This window comes from Micromonospora sp. Utrum1, assembly GCF_057197805.1.
In genome coordinates this window covers 6,492,671-6,508,567 of record NZ_CM170071.1, presented here as the reverse complement: position 1 = coordinate 6,508,567, position 15,897 = coordinate 6,492,671, and the positions used below count along the sequence as shown (strand labels likewise).

Sequence of the window (15,897 nt, the reverse complement as noted above, 5' to 3'; positions counted from 1 at the left end):
TTTTCTTCGGTTAAGCCACAGGGTATTGAAACTTCTATTCAGTTTCGGGTTGACTGTGGTCCATGCGAATCCGCAGTCGATCCGCCCGTCTCGCCGGCGTCCTGCTGCTGACGCCGCTGCTCACCCTCACCGCTCCGGTCCCGCCCGGTGCGGCGGCGGCCCCGGCCGAGCCGCGCACGCCGGCCGAGGACGCCCCGGCCGCCTCCTCCCGTCCCGACTCCTCGGTCGCCCTCGCCAGCGACGCCGGCGTGGAGCCGGCCGGTGGCCTGGAGACCGCGAAGACCACCCGTCCGGTCGCCCCCGGACTCGACCTGACCTCCTTCGACCGGTACGACGCCGACGGCTGGCTGCGGGCCGACGCCCTCACCGCCGACCTCTCCGGTGCCGTGACGGTCGACTACGTCAACTCCGGGGCGGTCACCCGGGACGAGCCGCTGCGCGCCGCCGTGGACCGTTCCCGGGCGGTGGCCGCGGTCAACGGCGACTTCTTCGACATCAACAACTCCGGCGCCGCCCAGGGCATCGGCATCCGCTCCGGCGAGCTGGTCCAGTCGCCGGTCGCCGGGCACACCAACGCCGCCGCGATCAGCGCCGAGGGGCTCGGCCAGGTCATCCAGGTCGGCTTCGAGGGCACCGCGACCCTGCCCGCCGGGCCGGTGCCGCTGACCCAGTTCAACAACATGGTGCAGCGCGACGGCGTGGGCGTCTTCACCCCGCTCTGGGGGTCGTACACCCGTAAGCGGGCCGTGGACGGCGCCGCGCGGGTGGCCGAGGTGACGGTGACCGGCGGCCGGGTCGCGACCGTGGCCACCACGGCGGGGGAGGGCCCGATCCCGGCCGGGACCACGGTGCTGCTCGGCCGGGAGGCCGGCGCCGACGCCCTCGCCGCGCTGCGCCCGGGCGACCCGGTCGACCTGACCTGGCGGCCGAAGCCGTCCGACGGGAGCAACCCGCGCGCCGCGGTCGGCGGCGGCAGCGTGCTGGTCCGCGACGGCGTGGTGCAGACCATCGCCGACGCGAGCCTGGCCCCGCGCACCTCGGTCGGGTTCTCCGCCGACGGGCGCAAAATGATCATGCTGACCGTGGACGGCCGGCAGGTGGACAGCCGGGGCGTCACCCAGACCGAGATGGGCCGGATGATGGTCGAGCTGGGCGCGTGGAGCGCGCTCAACCTCGACGGCGGCGGCTCCTCGACGCTGCTGGCCCGGGAGCCGGGCGCGGCGGCGGTCCAGGTGGAGAACAGCCCCTCGGACGGCAGCGAGCGACCGGTGCCGAACGGCCTTGCGATCTACGCTCCGCAGGGCAGCGGCCGGCTCACCGGCTACTGGCTGGAGACCGCGAGCGACCCGACCACCGCGCCGGGCGTCGCCCCGATCCGCGGCGGCCGGCCGGACCGGGTCTTCCCCGGCCTCACCCGCCGGCTCACCGCGGCGGGCTACGACGAGACGTACGGGCCGGCCGCCGGCGCGCCGCAGTGGCGCGCCAACCCGGCCGCCCAGGGCACCGTGGACGACGGCGTGTTCCGGGCCGGCCGGCCCGGCCGCAGCACCGTCACCGCCTGGCGCGGCGAGGCGAGCGGCACGCTCGACCTGACCGTGCTGGGGCCGCTGCAGCGCATCGACTCCACGGTGGACCGGCTCGGCCTCAACCAGCAGGGCGACACCGGCCTGTTCGGCGTGGTCGGCTCCGACGCGGAGGGGAACACCGCGCCCGTCGAGCCGGCCGACCTGAAGCTGGAGTACGACCACGACCTGCTCGCCGTCACGCCCACCGCCGACGGCAACCTCTCCGTCAAGGCGCTCGGCGGCACCGGCTCCGCGCTGGTCACTGTCGCGGTCGGGGCGCGGACCGCCGTGCTCCCGGTCACCGTCGGGCTCACCGACGTGCCGGTGGCCGGCTTCGACGACGCCGCCTCCTGGAAGTTCAGCCAGGCCCGGGCCAGCGGCGCGGTCGCCCCGGCCGAGGGGCACACCGGCACCGGTCTGAAGATGTCGTACGACTTCAGCCAGTCCACCGGCACCCGCGCCGCGTACGCCGACCCGCCGGCCTGGATCGAGGTGCCCGGCCAGCCGCAGGCGTTCGGTATGTGGATCAAGGGCAACGGCACGGGCGAGTGGCCCAGCCTGCATCTGCACGACGCCCAGGACACCCAGTTCGTGCTGCGCGGCCCCTACCTGACCTGGACCGGCTGGCGGTACGTCGAGTTCACCGTCCCGCCCGGCGTGCAGTACCCGGTGCGGGTGCGCCGGTTCTACGTGGCCGAGACCGATCCGGCGAAGCAGTACAAGAGCGAGGTGGTCATCGACGACCTGGTGGCCCGGGTGCCCCCGACGGTGCAGGCGCCGGAGGAGCCGAACATCACCGACCGGGTGGTGCTGCGCGACGGCACGGTGGACGGCGCGCCCTGGCGCTTCGCGGTCATGTCCGACGCCCAGTTCGTGGCCGCGAACCCGGACAGCGATCTGGTCGCCCAGGCCCGCCGCACGCTCCGCGAGATCCGCGCGGCGAAGCCGGACTTCCTGGTCATCGACGGGGACTTCGTGGACACCGCCTACCCGGCGGACTTCGCGCTGGCCAAGCGGATCCTCGACGAGGAACTGGGCGGTGAGCTGCCCTACTACTACGTGCCCGGCAACCACGAGATCATGGGCGCCCCGATCGGCAACTTCCGGAGCGTGTTCGGGGACACCTCGCGGGTCTTCGACCACCAGGGCACCCGGTTCGTCACGCTGAGCACGGCCACCGGCTCGCTGCGCGGCGGCGGGTTCGACCAGGTGGAGCTGCTGCGGGAGACGCTCGACGCGGCGGCCGCCGATCCCGCGGTCGGCTCGGTCACCGTGCTCTTCCACCACCCGCCCCGCGACCCCAGCCCGGCCAAGGCCAGCCAGCTCGGCGACCGGAAGGAGGCGGCCCTCGTGGAGCAGTGGCTGGCCGACTTCCAGCACCGCACCGGCAAGGGCGCGCTCATGGTCAACGGGCACGTCGGCACCTTCCACGCCGACCGGGTGGACGGCGTGCCGTATGTGATCAACGGCAACTCGGGCAAGGACCCGTCCACCCCGGCGGGGCTCGGCGGCTTCACCGGCTGGACCGAGTTCGGCGTCGACCCGGTGACCCCGGAGGAGGCGGAGCAGGCCCGCCGGGACCCGCTCGCCGAGGGGCCGGACTGGATCGCGGCGGAAGTCCACGCCCACGTCGACCGGCTCGCCCTGGCCGCGCCGGCCCAGGTCACGGTCGGTGCCCCGGCCGCCGTCACGGCCACCCTCACCCAGCCCGGCGGCCGCGCCGTCCCGGTGGCCGCCCCGGTCAGTGCCGACTGGTCCGGCTCGCCGAACCTGCACATCGGCGCCGCCGACGGGGTGAAGCCCTGGCACGTGGCCCGGTTCGACCCGGCGACCGGCCGGCTGACCGCGCTGCGCCCCGGCGCGCAGGTGCTGCTCGCGGTCACCGTCAACGGCGTCCGCGCCGAGGCCACGGTGACCCTCGCGGCGGCGGAGGCGCCCGCCGCCTGACCGGCCCCGGGGGCGCGGGAGCAGAGTCCGCGCCCCCGGCCCGGTGGTCCGCCGGCGGGCTCCTCGACCTGGGGGAGGAGCCCGCCGGCGGACGCGCTTTCAGAAGTCGCCCTCGGCGACCTGGAAGACGGTCAGGCCCAGCGACCGCCACATCCGGACCACCTGTTGCCGGTCGTCGAAGACGCCGACCACCCGGTAGGCGTCCCGGATCTCCCGCTCGTAGATCTCCCGCTTGACCACCGCGTCCTTGCGGTGGTCGCCGACCGCCCGCAGGTGCAGGGCCAGGTAGGGGACCTTGACGTGCCGGGCCAGCCAGGCCTCGGTGTCGGGCCGGGCGGTGGCGTCCCGGCCGGAGCAGAAGACCACCCCGTGCCCGGCCGCGTGCATGGCCCGCACCGCCGCGATCACCGCCTCGTTCGGCGCGTCCTCGCCGACCCGGGTCATGTCGTAGGGGCTGCGCGACACGTTCAGCGCCACCGTGCCGTCGATGTCGACCAGCACGATGTCCGGGCGCTCGGTGGCCTCCCGCTCCACCAGCGCCGGGCCGCCGGTCCGGGCGGTCGGCACCGGCAGCGGTAACGGGCGGTTCGCCAGATAGCGCTCGTGCAGCCGGCGGATCGCCGCCTCACCGACCCGGTCGACCTCGGGGCGCGCGGCGTCCCGGCGCAGGCACTCCTCCAGCGGGACGTCGGTGAAGTCGTGCACCTCGAACGCCGCGCCGTACCGGGCGGCCATTTCGGCCCAGTCCCGCAGGGTGCGGGAGCGCAGGTTGGTGTCGTCCACGCAGACGCTCACCCGGGCCGCCAGCAGTGCCTCCACCTGGGCCCGCTGCACCCGGCTGACCTGCCCCTCGGCCCACTGGGTGAAGAGCCGCTCGCCGTGCATCATCCGGCGCAGGTCGTCCCGGTTGACCCGGACCACGCCGGGCTGGAGCCGGCGGGCGAAGGTGCTCTTGCCGGAGGCCGGCAGCCCGCGGGTGGCGATCAGGCGGAACATCCCGTACCTCCCGTTCATCCCTCTGCCGCCTCCACGAATGCCCGCGAGACGCGCGGGAATGCGTACCGGGAGGTGAGCGTTACGCCTGCCGGACCTGGTGTGCGGCCCGCTCGACGGGTCGGCGGAAGCCCATGGCACACTGGTCAATCGGCCACCGGTTCCGGTTCACGCCCGAGCCCGTCGTGACGACGGGGACCACGACGGCGACCCGGCGACCACCGACGAAAGGACCGAGGCGACATGAAGCCCAACATCCACCCGGAGTACGCGACCACCGAGGTCCGCTGCTCCTGCGGCAACACCTTCACGACCCGCAGCACCGCCAAGGGCGGTTCGATCAGCGTCGAGACCTGCAGCGCCTGCCACCCGTTCTACACGGGCAAGCAGCGCGTCCTGGACACCGCCGGTCGGGTCGCGAAGTTCCAGCAGAAGTACGCCAAGGTTCAGGCCAAGAAGGCCAAGTAGCTCCGTCGACGACGCCCGTGTCCGGCTCCGTGCCGGGCACGGGCGTTCGTCCGTTTGCACCCGTTTCTGCCCGTCCCTGCCCGGTCGTCGTCGAAGGAGCATCCGCAGCATGAGCAGTGAGCGCCTGGCCGCCCTCCTCGACGAGTACGCCGAGCTGGAGCAGCGGCTCGCCGACCCCGCCATCCACGCCGACCAGGGCGCCGCCCGCCGGGTCGGCCGGCGTTACGCGGAGCTGGTCCCGCTGCACAAGGCCGCCGGCGAGCTGGAGCAGGCCCGGGCCGACCTGGCCGCCGCCCGCGAGCTGGCCGCCGAGGACCCGGCCTTCGCCACCGAGGCGGAGGCGATCGCGGCGTCCCTGCCGGCGCTGGAGGAGAGGCTGGCCGAGCTGCTCATCCCCCGCGACCCGCACGACGCCAAGGACGTCATCGTCGAGATCAAGGCCGGCGAGGGCGGTGAGGAGTCGGCGCTGTTCGCCGGCGACCTGCTGCGCATGTACACCCGCTACGCCGAGCGGCACGGCTGGGTCACCGAGGTGATCGACGCGCAGGACTCCGATCTCGGCGGGGTCAAGGACGTCTCCCTGGCGATCAAGTCCAAGGGCGTGCCGGAGGGTGGCAACGGGGTCTGGTCCCGGCTCAAGTGGGAGGGCGGCGTGCACCGGGTGCAGCGCGTCCCGGTGACCGAGTCGCAGGGCCGGATCCACACCAGCGCGGCCGGCGTGCTGGTGCTGCCCGAGGCCGAGGACGTGGACGTCACCATCGACCCGAACGAGCTGCGGATCGACGTGTTCCGCTCGTCCGGGCCGGGCGGCCAGTCGGTCAACACCACCGACTCGGCGGTCCGGATCACCCACGTGCCCACCGGCATCGTGGTCTCCTGCCAGAACGAGAAGTCGCAGCTGCAGAACCGCGAGCAGGCCATGCGGATCCTGCGGGCCCGGCTGCTCGCCGCCGCCCAGGAGCAGGCCGACGCGGCCGCCTCGGACGCCCGCAAGGCGCAGGTGCGCACCGTGGACCGGTCGGAGCGGATCCGCACCTACAACTTCCCGCAGAACCGGATCACCGACCACCGGATCGGCTACACCGCGTACAACCTCGACCTGGCGCTCGCCGGCGAGCTGGACGGGGTGCTCGACGCCCTGGCCGAGGCCGACCGCGCCGCCCGGCTGGCCGGCGAGACGGAGCTGGCGCGGCGCTGACCGCGGCCGGGGCCGCCGGCGCTCAGCAGGCGCGGAGGCGGTCCTTGGCGCGCAGCATCTCCCGGTCGGCCAGCTCGAACGCGGCGCCCAGCGCCTCCCGGACGCCCACCCCGCGGCCCCCGTCGACCTCGGCGAAGCCGATGCTCACCCCGACCGGGGTGCCGGGGACCAGCGACTCCCAGTCCTCGGTGTGGACGGCGGCCTGGATCCGCCGGGCCACCTCGGCCGCCTCGGCCATGCCGGTCTCCGGCAGCACCACGACGAACTCGTCCCCGCCGTAGCGGGCCACGAAGTCGCCCCGCCGCATCACCCGGTTGATCACCCCGGCGATCCGTTGCAGCACCAGGTCGCCGGAGTGGTGCCCGTGCCGGGTGTTCACGGCCTTGAACCCGTCCAGGTCGCAGACGCCGATCACCACCCGCTCGCCCCGGGCCACCACCGCGGCGATGTAGCGCTCCAGCCGGCGCCGGTTGGGCAGCCCGGTGAGCGGGTCGGTCAGCGCCTCGCCCTCGTAGCGGGCGGCCTCGCGGCGCATCTCCTCGTGGTCGATCCGGGCGGCGATGCCGTCGATGTAGACGTCCCGCAGCCGGTCGCTGCGCTGCGCGGCCAGCCGGAACGCGTGCCGGTCGGCCCGGTGCGCCGCGGCGTGGTCACCGGCCCGGGCCAGCGCGACGCTGCGCAGCCGGGGCGCCTCGGCTGCGCCGAGCGTCTCGTCGGAGACCCGGATGGTGTCCAGCCGGGTGACCGCCTCGATCGGGCGGCCCTCGGCGACGGCCAGGCAGACCTGGCCGAGTTGCCGCAGGTCGCGGGCGCGGGCGCTGTCGCCGCCGTGGCCGATCAGCCGGGCCGGGTCGGCGTCCCCACCGGAGTCCACCCGGTCGCCGAGCGCCGCCCGCCGGGCCGCGGCGTAGCCGTAGGCGGCCAGGCTGCTCGGCCGCAGGCTGCCGGCCCGCCCGCGGCGCAGGAAGCCGGCCAGGTCGCCGGCCACGTCGCGGAGCACCCGCAGGCAGCCGTCGCTGTCGCCGTTGTGGTCCAGCGCCACCGCGTTGCGCAGCCGGATGCCGGGCGCGGCGAAGGTCTCCTCCGGGATGCCCGCGGTCAGCCCCACCTGGCGGGCGCGCTCGATCGCGCCGAGCGCGTGGCCGTGGAAGCTCAGGTAGGAGTAGGCCATCGCCAGGTCGTGCCAGCCCCACGCGGTGTCCCGGTCGGGGTCGTCGTCGGCGCTCAGCGCTCGCGCCGACCGGACCAGGTGGGTGACGCAGCGGTCCAGCGCGCCCTGGTGGTGCGCGGCGAGCGCGGCGAGGGCGTTGAGGTGCCCGTGCAGGTACGGCTCGGCCAGGTCCCGGACCGCGGCGGAGGCCTCCTCGATGGCCCGAGTGAACTCGGCCGTCCGACCGAGATTGATCAGCGCGGAGAGGCGCTGCACCAGCGCGTCCGCCCGGGTGCACGGGTCGTCGGTGGTGCGGATCACCCGGTCCAGCAGCGCGCACGCCTCCGCCGAGCGGCTGACCTCCTGCAACGCCCGCGCGCGCCGGAGGGCGTCAACCTGGTCCTCGACCCGGTCGAGCCAGCCCACTCGCGACCTCCCTGTCGGTGTGCGTCCGGACGCACCCGCTCGTGAGGTGACCCGCGACGCTTCATGATTATGTCGTGACCTCCCTCCCGCAACACCCGTCCAAAGGGTTAGAACGCGAGCGCCCCTCACTGGTGGTCGCCCGGGCGGCCCGGGCCCTCGCGGCGGCCGGCGTCGAGGCGCCCCGCGCGGAGGCCGAGCAGCTGGCCGCCTACGTGCTGGACGTGCCGCGCAGCCGGCTGGCGCTGGCCGACGGCTTCACCCGGGCGCAGCGCGACCGTCTCGACGCGCTGGTCGATCGCCGGGCGGCCCGGGAACCCCTCCAGCACCTCACCGGCACCGCCGGCTTCCGGCACCTGGAGCTCGCGGTCGGGCCCGGCGTCTTCGTGCCCCGGCCGGAGACCGAACTGCTCGCCGGCTGGGGGATCGAGCAGGCGCGCCGGCAACCCGCGCCGCTCGTCGTCGACCTGTGCAGCGGGTCCGGCGCGATCGCCCTGGCGGTCGCCCAGGAGCTGCCGTCGGCCCGGGTGGTGGCGGTGGAGCGGTCGCCGGCGGCGCTGGACTGGCTGCGCCGCAACGCCGCCGAGCGGGCCGCCGCCGGGGACCGGCCGATCGAGGTGGTCGCCGCCGACGTCACCGACCCGGGGCTCCTCGCCGACCTGGTGGGCCGGGTCGACGTGCTGCTCTGCAACCCGCCGTACGTGCCCCGGTCGGTGGTGGTGTCACCCGAGGTGGCCGGCCACGACCCCGACGAGGCGGTGTTCGGCGGGGCGGACGGGCTGGACGTGATCCGCCCGGTGGTGGGCCGGACGGCGGCGCTGCTCCGCCCCGGCGGCGCGCTCGGCGTCGAGCACGACGACACCCACGCCACGGCGGTGCCCGCGCTGCTCGCCGCCGACGGCCGCTACGAGCGGGTCGAGGAGCACCGTGACCTGGTCGGGCGGCCCCGGTACGCGACCGCGTCCCGCCGGGCGGACGGCCAGCACGCCGACCCCGCCCCGGCGTGGCAGACTGGCTCCTCGTGATGCTCTACGACTGTCGGTCGCCCGCCGACCGGGACCGCGGCATCGCCGCTGCCATCGAGGCGGTCAAGAACGGGGAACTCGTCGTCCTGCCGACCGACACGGTCTACGGCATCGGCGCCGACGCCTTCACCCCGTACGCGGTGAAGGCCCTCGCCGACGCCAAGGGTGGTGCCCGGCAGGCGCCCCCGGTGCTGATCGGTTCCCGGCACACCCTCGACGGCCTGGTCTTCTCGCTGCCCCGCTCCGCTCGCGAGCTGGTCGAGGCGTTCTGGCCGGGGGCGCTCACCATCGTGGTGGAGCACTCGCCCAGCCTGGCCTGGGACCTGGGCGACTCCAGCGGCACGGTGGCGGTGCGGATGCCGCTGCACCCGGTGGCGCTGGAGGTGCTGCGGGAGACCGGCCCGATGGCGGTGGCCTCGGCCAACAAGGTCGGCCAGCCCGCCGCGCTCACCGCCGAGGAGGCCCGCGACCAGCTCGGCTACGGCGTCCGGGCCTACCTGGAGGCCGGCCCGGCGCTGGACCCGGTGCCGAGCACCATCGTCGACCTGACCGGCGACGTGCCCCGGGTGCTGCGCCAGGGCGCGGTGACCCTGGAGAAGCTGCGCGACGTGGTGCCGGACATCCTCGACGAGCGGGGGGTCTGAGTGCCCCCGTTCACCGTCCTGCACGTCTGCATGGGCAACATCTGCCGGTCCCCGATGGCCGAGCGGCTGCTGGTGCTCGCCGTCCGGGAGCGGCTGGGCCGGCTCGGCGTCGACCCGGACCGCTCGGACGAGCTGGTGCACAGCCACAGCGCGGGCACCGGCGGCTGGCACGCCGGTGAGGAGATGAACCCGCCGGCCGCCCGGCAGGTGACCTCGCGTGGCGGCGCGGTGGACGGGTTCGCCGCCCGCCGGCTCCGGTCCGACCTCATCGACGCCGCCGACCTGGTCCTCACCGCCACCGTCGACCAGCACGAGTACGTGGTGGCGCTGCGGCCGGACGCCGCCGCGCGCACCTTCGTGCTGGGCGAGTTCGGCCGGCTGCTCGGCGGGCTCGACCGGGCCGGGCTCCCCCCGGTAGAGGCCACTCCGGACGCGGTGTTCGCCCGGGGCGTGGCGCTCGTGGCGGCGGCGGACGCGGCCCGGCAGGGCAGCACCGCGCTGCCCACCGACGACCTGGACGATCCGTGGGGTCGCGGTGACCAGTGCTTCAGCCGGGTGGCCGACGAGATCGAGGAGACCGTCCAGCCGCTGGCCGCCGCGCTGCTGCCCTGAGGTTCATCCTTTCTCGCGAACTTCCTGCGCGTTTCAACGAAGATGGCGGCAAAACCGGCGATTCCGGTCATTCTGAACGGGTCCGTACGGCCGGCTCCTGCGGGGAGAGCTGATGAACCGGGCCCATCTCGACAAGCTGTTCACCGTTCTGCTCGCCGGCGTGCTCGCCGGACTGGCCCTGGCCGCCGCCGCGCTGCCGGCCGCGCTGGTCTTCGGGCTCGGCTTCAAGAACGCGATGCCCTACGCCGCGCTGCCGGAGTCGCTGAAGACGCCACAGCCGGCGCAGCGCTCCAACCTCTACGCCAGCGACGGCCGCACCCTGATCACCTCGTTCTACGTGGAGGACCGGGTGGACGTGCCGGTCGGCGAGGTGGCGCCGGTGATGCGGCAGGCCATCGTGGCCGCCGAGGACGTCCGGTTCTACCAGCACCACGGCGTCGACGTGCGCGGCGTGGCGCGGGCCTTCACGGCCAACCGGCGGGACGGCACCCGGCAGGGCGCCTCCACGCTGACCATGCAGTACGTGCGTAACGCGCTGGCCGGCGACCCCCGGCTCACCGAGGAGCAGCGGGCCAAGGCCACCGAGATCACCGTGGGCCGGAAGGTCCGCGAGATGCGCTACGCGCTGGCCCTGGAACGCCGGCTCAGCAAGGACGAGATCCTCGGGCGCTACCTGAACATCGCCTACTTCGGCGCCGGCGCGTACGGCATCGCGGCGGCCAGCAAGCGCTACTTCTCCACCACCCCGGCGAAACTCACCCTGGCCCAGTCGGCGCTGCTCGCCGGGCTGGTCCGCGCACCGGACACCGACGACCCGATCAACGGCGACGCCGACGCGGCGCTCGGCCGCCGGGCGTACGTGCTGGACCGGATGGTGGAGACCGGCCAGGTGACCGCGGCCGACGCGAACCGGGCCAGGGCCGAGCGGCTCAACCTCAAGCCCAGCACCACCCCGAACGACTGCACGGCGGTGCCCGCCGGGCACAACGACTGGGGCTTCTTCTGCGACTGGTTCACCCAGTGGTGGAACGCCCAGCCCGCCTTCGGCAAGACGGCGGACGAGCGGCAGCGCACGCTGCGCCGGGGCGGCTGGTCGATCGTCTCCTCGCTCGACGCGGACGTGCAGGCCAAGACCACCGAGCAGGTGCTGCGGATCTATGCGAACACCAACCAGCGGGCGGCGCCGACCGCGGTGGTGCAGCCCCGCACCGGCCGGGTGCTGGCCATGGCGGTCAACCGCAACTACAGCGTGGCGCCGAACCCGGACGCCGGGCAGAACTACCCGAACACGGTCAACCAGCTGGTCGCCGGCGGCGCGGGCATCGAGGGCTACCAGGCCGGCTCCACCTTCAAGCTCTTCGCTCTGCTGGCCGCGCTGGAGTCCGGGCTGCCGCTGAACACCGACTTCGATGCCCAGAGCGTCTTCGTCACCGACTACCCGATCGACGGCGGGCCGGCGAGCTGCGGCGGCTACTGGTGCCCGGAGAACGCCAACCCGTCGTGGATGAACGGGCGCCGGACCATGTGGAGCGCCTTCGGCCGGTCGGTGAACACCTACTTCGCCTGGCTGACCGAGCGGGTCGGCGCGGACCGGGTGGTGGAGATGGCCCAGCGGCTGGGCATCGTGTTCCGCTCGCCCGACGACGCCAAGCTGGCCCGCGAGGGCGCGAAGAGCTGGGGGCCGTTCACCCTCGGGGTCTCGGCGACCACCCCGCTCGACCTGGCCAACGCGTACGCCACGGTGGCCGCCGAGGGGACCTGGTGCCGGCCCACCCCGATCACCTCGATCACCGACCCCACCGGGCGGAAGGTGGCCGCCGGCAACCCGGACTGCCGCCAGGTGCTCGACACCGAGGTGGCCCGGGCGGCGGCGGACGCGGCCCGCTGCCCGGTCGGTGACCAGTCGATGTACCGCCGCTGCGACGGCGGCACCGCCGAGGAGTTGGCCCGCGGCCTGCGCCGGCCGCTGGCCGGCAAGACCGGCAGCTCCGAGCGGAACGCGACGGAGACCGTGGTCGCCTTCACCCCGCAGCTCTCCGTCGCGACCATCGCCGCGAACCCGGACAACCCCCGGGACGCCGTCGGCGGCGGGGTCCAGGTCCGCCAGATCGAGGCGGTGGGCGATCTCCTCGCGTACGCGCTGCGCGACCAGCCCGCCCTGGACTTCGTCCCGCCGAGCGAGACCGTCGCCTTCGAGCAGACCAGCCCGCGCACCGGCAACTGACCCCGGCGGGGGTCAGCGGGGGCCGGCCCGTTCGGCGCCGCGGGCGATGTTGCGGGCCATGCCACCGAAGATGACGGCGTGGAACGGGGCGGCCGAGGCCCAGTAGAGGTGGCCGGGGAGGCCGTGCGGGAGGAAGACGGCGCGCTGGACGTAGCGGCTGCGGCCCTCGCCGGCCGGCTCGACGCGCATCTCCAGCCAGGCCCGGCCGGGCAGCCGCATCTCGGCGCGCAGCCGCAGCAGCTCGCCGGGCACGATCTCCTCGACCCGCCAGAAGTCCAGCGCCTCGCCGACCTGGAGGCGGTGCGGGTCGCGCCGGCCCCGGCGCAGCCCGACCCCGCCGACCAGCTGGTCCAGCCAGCCCCGCACCGACCAGGCCAGCGGGAACGAGTACCAGCCGTGCTCGCCGCCGACGCCCTCGACGACCCGCCAGAGCGCCGCCGTGGGGGCGCCCACGGCCCGTTCCCGCACGTCGGTGTACGCCGTCCCGCCCGACCACTCCGGGTCGCTGGGCAGCGGCTCGGCCGGGGCGTCCGGCCCGCTCGCGTTCGACCAGCGGGTCTCCACCTGGGCGTCACGCACCTTCACCAGCGCCAGGGCGACCGCCTGGTCGAAGCCGGTCAGCCCGCCGGGCGGATCGGGCACGTATCGGGCGAGGTCGTGGTCGCGGACGACCGCCTCGTGGATCAGGCTCTCCACCAGCGGCCGGGCGATCGCGTTCGGCACCGGCGTCACCCAGCCGACCCAGTACGAGGAGAGCGCCGGGGTCAGCGGCCGCACCCGCAGGATCATCCGCCGGCGCAGCCCGGCCACCCGCGCGTACCGCTGCATCATCTGCTCGAAGGTGAGCACGTCGGGGCCGCCGATGTCGAAGGCCCGGTTGACCTCGGGCGGCAGGTCCGCGCAGCCGACCAGGTAGTGCAGCACGTCGCGGACGGCGATCGGCTGGATCCGGTTGCGCACCCAGCGCGGGGTGACCATCCCCGGCAGCCGCTCGGTCAGGTGGCGCAGCATCTCGAACGAGGCCGAGCCGGAACCGATGATCACCGCGGCCCGCAGCACCGCCGTCGGCACGCCGCTGGCCAGCAGGATCCGGCCGACCTCCGCGCGGGACCGCAGGTGCGGCGACGGCAGCGCCCCGTCCGCCGCCGGCTCCGGCCCACCCAGGTAGACGATCCGGCGTACGCCGGCGGCGCGGGCCGCGGTGGCGAAGTTGGTCGCGGCCTCCCGGTCGGCCGCCTCGAAGCCGCGCTGGCCGAGCGAGTGGACCAGGTAGTACGCCACGTCCACGCCCTCGAACGCCGCCGGCAGGGTCTCCGGTTTCCGCAGGTCGCCCTCGGCGATCTCGGCCCGGGACGCCCAGGGCACGTCGCGCAGCCGCCCCGCCTTGCGGGCGAGGCAGCGGACGGTGTGCCCGTCGGCCAGCAGCCGGGGCGCGAGGCGTCCACCGATGTAACCCGTGGCGCCGGTGACGAGGCATCTCACGGCTTCCAGTCTGCGGCTCCGTAGACTCCTTCGCTGTGGAGAACGCGAGGGACACCTTCTGGGGGCCGGACTTCCAGCAGCTCAGCACCGTCGACCCGGAGATCGCCGAGGTGGTGCTGGGGGAGCTGGCGCGGCTGCGCGGCGGCCTGCAACTGATCGCCAGCGAGAACCTCACCTCGCCGGCGGTGCTGGCCGCCCTCGGCTCCACGCTCACCAACAAGTACGCCGAGGGCTACCCGGGCCGCCGCTACTACGGCGGCTGCGCCGAGGTGGACCGGGCCGAGGAGCTCGGCATCGCCCGGGCCAGGGAGCTGTTCGGGGCCGAGCACGCCAACCTCCAGCCGCACTCCGGCGCGAGCGCCAACCTGGCCGCGTACGCCGCCCTGGTGCAGCCGGGCGACACCGTGCTGGCCATGGACCTGCCGCACGGCGGGCACCTGACCCACGGCAGCCGGGTGAACTTCTCCGGCAAGTGGTTCCACCCCGTCGGCTACACCGTCCGGCCGGACACCGAGCTGATCGACTACGACGAGGTCCGCGACCTGGCCCTCGCGCACCGGCCGAAGCTCATCATCTGCGGCGCGACGGCGTACCCGCGGCTGATCGACTTCGCCCGGTTCCGGGAGATCGCCGACGAGGTCGACGCCTACCTCATGGTGGACGCGGCGCATTTCATCGGGCTGGTCGCCGGCCGGGCCATCCCGTCCCCGGTGCCCCACGCCGACGTGGTCACCTGCACCACGCACAAGGTGTTGCGCGGCCCGCGCGGCGGCATGATCCTCTGCCGGGAGTCGCTGGCCGCCCGGATCGACAAGGCGGTCTTCCCGTTCACCCAGGGCGGCCCGCTCATGCACGCGGTCGCCGCCAAGGCGGTCGCCCTTCGCGAGGCCGCCCAACCCGAGTTCCGGGCGTACGCCTCCCAGGTGGTCAGCAACGCCCAGGCGCTCGCCGGAGGGCTGGCCGCCGAGGGCATGCGGCCGGTCTCCGGCGGCACGGACACCCACCTGGCCCTGATCGACCTGCGGGAGACCGGGGTGACCGGCGCCGCGGCCGAGGCGCGCTGCGACGCCGCCGGCATCACGCTGAACAAGAACGCGATCCCGTACGACCCGCAGAAGCCGATGGTCGCCTCGGGCATCCGGGTCGGCACGCCGAGCGTCACCACCCAGGGCATGCGGGAGGGGGAGATGCGCCGGATCGCCGCGCTGATCGCCCGGGCCGTGCGCACCGACCCGGAGTCGCCCGGGGGCGCGGACGAGCTGGGCCGGATCGCCGGCGACGTGACCGAGCTGGTCGGCGCCTTCCCGGCGTACCCCCGTGGCTGAGCCGGGGACGCACGCGGCGGAGGCGGCCGCGGACCGGGGCTGGCGGCTGCGCCACCTGCCCGTGCTGCTCATCGCCTCGGCGCTGCTGGCCGCGGCGGCCGCGGTGGCCGGCGGGCTGGCCCGCGGCGCTGACGGCGCGCTCGGCGCGGCGGCCGGGGTGGCCGTCACCGCGGTCAGCTACACGCTCACCACGGTGGTGCTGGCCTGGGCCGACGCCCGGGACCCGCAGCTCGTGCTCCCGTTCGGGCTGGGTGTCTACATCGCCAAGATGACCCTGCTCGGCGGGGTGATGGTGCTGGTCGCGTCGACCGGCTGGCCGGGGCTCGTCCCGTTCGCGTTGGGCATCGCCACGGGCGTGGTGGTCTGGACCGGGGTGCACATCTGGTGGCTGGCCACGGTGCACGCCCGCCGCGTCCACACCTGAGCCGTCCCAACCTGCGGACGGCACGCCGCTGTCCACGATCGGTCATTCTCTCAGTGGCGGGAGGGGAGTAGCGTGCCTCCAGACGACTTCGCCCGCCCGTGTCCCACACAACAACGTTGTGCGGGGGGTGAGGCACAGCCTCTTCGGCTCGACTGATATCGTTCGCCCCGTCATGGCCGGTGACCAGAAACCCCCCAGCACTGGCGGCCCGGGCGACGTTCCGTCCGGTGCCGGCCAGGGTTGGACCGCGCTCTCGTACCTCATCGGGGGCATGCTCGTCTGGGGCTTCATCGGCTGGCTGGTCGACCGTTGGCTCGACACCGGCGGCATCGCCACCGGGATCGGGATCGTGCTCGGCATGGCCGGGGGAATCATCCTGGTCGTGCGCAAGCTCGGCACGCCTCAATAGGAAGGGAC

General features: G+C 74.6%; 13 protein-coding genes. 10 read left to right on the top strand and 3 right to left on the bottom strand.

Annotated elements, in window-relative coordinates; all coding sequences use genetic code 11:
* Nucleotides 1-62: 62 nt before the first annotated feature.
* The gene (locus AC0OLQ_RS30565; RefSeq protein WP_484529079.1) at nucleotides 63-3,512 is read left to right on the top strand and encodes a phosphodiester glycosidase family protein; all 3,450 of its coding nucleotides are present in this window, start codon (nucleotides 63-65) and stop codon (nucleotides 3,510-3,512) included.
* Between the two features lie 99 nt (nucleotides 3,513-3,611).
* On the opposite strand, the gene AC0OLQ_RS30560 is transcribed toward AC0OLQ_RS30565, so the two are convergent.
* Nucleotides 3,612-4,508, bottom strand: a complete 897-nt coding sequence (locus AC0OLQ_RS30560) for a phosphatase domain-containing protein (RefSeq protein WP_484529078.1) — start codon at nucleotides 4,506-4,508, stop codon at nucleotides 3,612-3,614.
* A 240-nt stretch (nucleotides 4,509-4,748) separates the two neighbouring features.
* Here AC0OLQ_RS30560 and rpmE point away from each other — a divergent pair, with 240 nt between their 5' ends.
* The gene (gene rpmE / locus AC0OLQ_RS30555; RefSeq protein WP_357274785.1) at nucleotides 4,749-4,973 is read left to right on the top strand and encodes a 50S ribosomal protein L31; all 225 of its coding nucleotides are present in this window, start codon (nucleotides 4,749-4,751) and stop codon (nucleotides 4,971-4,973) included.
* Nucleotides 4,974-5,082: 109 nt separating this feature from the next.
* The gene (gene prfA / locus AC0OLQ_RS30550; RefSeq protein WP_484529077.1) at nucleotides 5,083-6,171 is read left to right on the top strand and encodes a peptide chain release factor 1; all 1,089 of its coding nucleotides are present in this window, start codon (nucleotides 5,083-5,085) and stop codon (nucleotides 6,169-6,171) included.
* 22 nt (nucleotides 6,172-6,193) lie between these two features.
* On the opposite strand, the gene AC0OLQ_RS30545 is transcribed toward prfA, so the two are convergent.
* On the bottom strand, nucleotides 6,194-7,747 hold the full coding sequence (locus AC0OLQ_RS30545; protein WP_484529076.1) for a GGDEF domain-containing protein: 1,554 nt from the start codon (nucleotides 7,745-7,747) through the stop codon (nucleotides 6,194-6,196).
* A 131-nt stretch (nucleotides 7,748-7,878) separates the two neighbouring features.
* Here AC0OLQ_RS30545 and prmC point away from each other — a divergent pair, with 131 nt between their 5' ends.
* From prmC to AC0OLQ_RS30525, 4 genes are all read left to right on the top strand, one after another.
* Nucleotides 7,879-8,769, top strand: coding sequence for a peptide chain release factor N(5)-glutamine methyltransferase (prmC, locus tag AC0OLQ_RS30540; RefSeq protein ID WP_484529075.1), 891 nt, complete (start codon nucleotides 7,879-7,881; stop codon nucleotides 8,767-8,769).
* Nucleotides 8,769-9,413, top strand: a complete 645-nt coding sequence (locus AC0OLQ_RS30535; RefSeq protein WP_357345796.1) for an L-threonylcarbamoyladenylate synthase — start codon at nucleotides 8,769-8,771, stop codon at nucleotides 9,411-9,413. The genes prmC and AC0OLQ_RS30535 overlap by 1 nt, the downstream gene beginning before the upstream one ends.
* Nucleotides 9,414-10,025 carry an arsenate reductase/protein-tyrosine-phosphatase family protein gene (locus tag AC0OLQ_RS30530; RefSeq protein WP_484529074.1) on the top strand — a complete coding sequence of 204 codons (612 nt, stop codon included), beginning with the start codon at nucleotides 9,414-9,416 and terminating at the stop codon, nucleotides 10,023-10,025.
* A gap of 112 nt (nucleotides 10,026-10,137) precedes the next feature.
* Entirely contained in the window at nucleotides 10,138-12,249 is a 2,112-nt protein-coding gene (locus AC0OLQ_RS30525) for a transglycosylase domain-containing protein (protein ID WP_484529073.1), read from the top strand.
* A 12-nt stretch (nucleotides 12,250-12,261) separates the two neighbouring features.
* Here AC0OLQ_RS30525 and AC0OLQ_RS30520 read toward each other — a convergent pair whose 3' ends face one another.
* On the bottom strand, nucleotides 12,262-13,731 hold the full coding sequence (locus AC0OLQ_RS30520; protein WP_484529072.1) for an SDR family oxidoreductase: 1,470 nt from the start codon (nucleotides 13,729-13,731) through the stop codon (nucleotides 12,262-12,264).
* Between the two features lie 35 nt (nucleotides 13,732-13,766).
* Between AC0OLQ_RS30520 and AC0OLQ_RS30515 the strand changes: the two genes are divergently transcribed.
* The 3 genes from AC0OLQ_RS30515 to AC0OLQ_RS30505 all read left to right on the top strand — a co-directional run bounded on the left by AC0OLQ_RS30515 (nucleotide 13,767) and on the right by AC0OLQ_RS30505 (nucleotide 15,889).
* Nucleotides 13,767-15,056: a serine hydroxymethyltransferase gene (locus tag AC0OLQ_RS30515; RefSeq protein ID WP_357345772.1), complete on the top strand. Its 1,290-nt coding sequence runs from the start codon at nucleotides 13,767-13,769 to the stop codon at nucleotides 15,054-15,056.
* A complete protein-coding gene (locus tag AC0OLQ_RS30510) occupies nucleotides 15,049-15,480 on the top strand; it encodes a hypothetical protein (protein ID WP_484529071.1) in 432 nt (143 codons plus the stop codon). The genes AC0OLQ_RS30515 and AC0OLQ_RS30510 overlap by 8 nt, the downstream gene beginning before the upstream one ends.
* A gap of 172 nt (nucleotides 15,481-15,652) precedes the next feature.
* Nucleotides 15,653-15,889, top strand: coding sequence for an AtpZ/AtpI family protein (locus AC0OLQ_RS30505; RefSeq protein WP_357345776.1), 237 nt, complete (start codon nucleotides 15,653-15,655; stop codon nucleotides 15,887-15,889).
* The last annotated feature ends 8 nt before the right edge of the window (nucleotides 15,890-15,897 follow it).